This window comes from Rhizobacter sp. P1_G5, assembly GCF_056405435.1.
The window spans coordinates 1-2,581 of sequence record NZ_JBFUCB010000762.1 but is presented as its reverse complement, the minus strand read 5'-3'; the positions used below and the strand labels follow the sequence as shown (position 1 = coordinate 2,581).

Below are 2,581 nucleotides of genomic sequence, written 5' to 3'. Positions count from 1 at the left end.
GAACTGCAGCGCGCGCTGCAGGGCTTCGAGGGCGCGCTGCTGGTGGCGAGCCACGATGCGGAGTTCATCGAGGCGCTGCGACCGAGCCACCGCTGGCAGTGGCCGTCGTGACGGCCGCGAAGATGGCGCCTGCGCCGCCTCGACGTCCGGATTCGTGGGGTATTCGACCGACGCCGGGCGCGGCGCGCGGCCATCCTGGCGTCCGCATGTGGCCGTCGCCACGAAGCAGGAGCCAACGTGAAAGTGAATGGAACCCGGCGCAGCGCCGATGTCGACGGCGACACGCCGGTGCTGTGGGTGTTGCGCGACGTGCTCGGCATGACCGGCACCAAGTTCGGCTGCGGCGCAGGCCTGTGCGGCGCCTGCACGGTGCACGTCGACGGTGTGCCCACGCGCTCGTGCATCACCAGCGTCGAATCGGTCGGCCGGGCCGACGTGACGACGATCGAGGCACTGGCCGGCACCCGCATCGGCCGCGCGCTGCAGCAGGCATGGCGGGACCTCGAGGTCGTGCAGTGCGGCTACTGCCAGTCGGGCCAGCTGATGTCGGCCGCGGCCTTGCTGGCGGCGAACCGTGCGCCGAACGACGCCGACATCGACGCCGCGATGAGCGGCAACCTGTGCCGCTGCGGCACCTACCCGCGCATCCGCGACGGCATCCATGCCGCGGCACGCGCCTTGTCGAAAGGCGCATGACATGACAACGCACCTCGACGACGCGACGCTGTCGCGCAGAGACTTCCTCAGCATCGGCGCCGCCGCCGGCGGCGGGCTGCTGGTCGGCGTGAGCCTGGGCACGGCCGGCCCGGCGCGCGCGGCCCAGGCCGCGGCAGCGTTCGCGCCGAACGCCTTCGTGCGGATCGCGCCCGACGGCCAGGTCACCGTCACGATGGGCTACATCGAGATGGGCCAGGGCACCTACACCAGCGTGCCGATGCTGATCGCCGAGGAGCTCGAGGTCGAGCTCGCGACGATCCGCGTGGCGCACGCGCCGCCCGACGACACGCTGTACGGCAACCCGCTGCTCGGCTTCCAGGTGACCGGCGGCTCGACGACGATCCGCGCGGCCTTCGGGCCGCTGCGCCGGGCCGGCGCGGTCGCGCGCACGCTGCTCGTGCAGGCGGCGGCGCAGCGCTGGTCGGTGGAGCCGTCGGCCTGCCATGCCGAGCGCGGCCAGGTGGTGCATGCGGCGAGCGGCCGCCGCCTCGGCTACGGCGCGCTGACCGCGAGCGCGGCACTGCTGCCCGAGCCGAAGGAGGTGGTGCTGAAGCCGGCCTCGGCATTCCGGCTGATCGGCACGCCCGCCCATCGGCTGGACACGCCCGACAAGGTGAATGGCCGCGCGCGCTACGGCATCGATGCCCAGGTCCCCGGCATGAAGATCGCGACGCTCGCGCAATCGCCGGTGCCGGGCGGCCGGCTGCGCCGCGTCGACGAGCGCGCGGCGCTGAAGGTGCGCGGCGTGCGCCGCATCGTGACGCTGGACGATTGCGTCGCGGTGGTCGCCGACCACATGGGCGCCGCGAAGAAGGGGCTGGCCGCCCTCGCGATCGAATGGGACGACGGCCCGCACGCGACGCTCGCCACCGCCGACATCGTCGAATCGATGCGCGTGGCCTCGCTGCAACCCGGCGCCACCGTGCGCCACGACGGCGATGCCGCGGCCGCGCTGGCCGCTGCCGCGACGCGGCTGGAGGCGGTGTACGAGGTGCCCTTCCTCGTGCACGCCGCGATGGAGCCGCTGAACTGCACGGTGCACGTGCGCCCCGACGGCTGCGACGTGTGGGTCGGCACGCAGGTGCTGTCGCGCGCGCAGGCCGCGGCCGCGCAGGTGACCGGACTGCCGCTGGACAAGGTGAAGGTGCACAACCACCTGCTGGGCGGCGGCTTCGGGCGCCGGCTGGAGGTGGACAGCATCACGCGCGCGGTGCAGATCGCCAAGGCGCTCGACCACCCGGTGAAGGTGATCTGGACGCGCGAGGAAGACACGCAGCACGACATGTACCGGCCCTACTTCTTCGACCGCGTCGCCGCAGGGTTGGATGCGCAGGGCCGGCCGGTGGCGTGGACGCACCGGCTGACCGGCTCGTCGATCCTGAAGCGCTGGGCGCCGCCGCTCTACAACAACGGCTTCGACCCCGAGACCATCGACGGCGCCGCGCACCCGCCGTATGCACTCGCGAACATCCACGTCGACTACGTGAACCACGAGCCGCCGATCCCGACCGCGTTCTGGCGCGGCGTGGCGCCGACGCACAACGTGTTCGTCGTCGAGAGCTTCATCGACGAGCTGGCCGCGGCCGCGAAGGCCGACCCGGTGGCCTACCGGCTCGACCTGCTGCAGCACAACCCGCGCGCGAAGGCGGTGCTCGAGCTGGCGGCGCAGAAGGCCGGCTGGGGCCGGGCGCTGCCGGCACGGCACGGCCGCGGCGTGTCGCTGCAGTTCGCGTTCGGCACTTTCCTGGCGACGGTCGCCGAGGTGGCGGTCGCGGCCGACGGCAGCGTCGCCGTGCAGCGCGTGGTGTGCGCGGTCGATGCCGGCGTGATCGTCAACCCGGACACCGTGCGCGCCCAGCTGATG

The 2,581-nt window shown here is 73.1% G+C and carries 2 protein-coding genes; both read left to right on the top strand.

The features are described from left to right. Nucleotides 1–237: 237 nt before the first annotated feature. Nucleotides 238–696 carry a (2Fe-2S)-binding protein gene (locus AC1D12_RS30685; protein ID WP_477828310.1) on the top strand — a complete coding sequence of 153 codons (459 nt, stop codon included), beginning with the start codon at nucleotides 238–240 and terminating at the stop codon, nucleotides 694–696. Between the two features lies 1 nt (nucleotide 697). Next, nucleotides 698–2,581 (top strand): xanthine dehydrogenase family protein molybdopterin-binding subunit (locus AC1D12_RS30680; protein ID WP_477845000.1); only part of this gene is annotated, 1,884 nt, incomplete at its 3' end.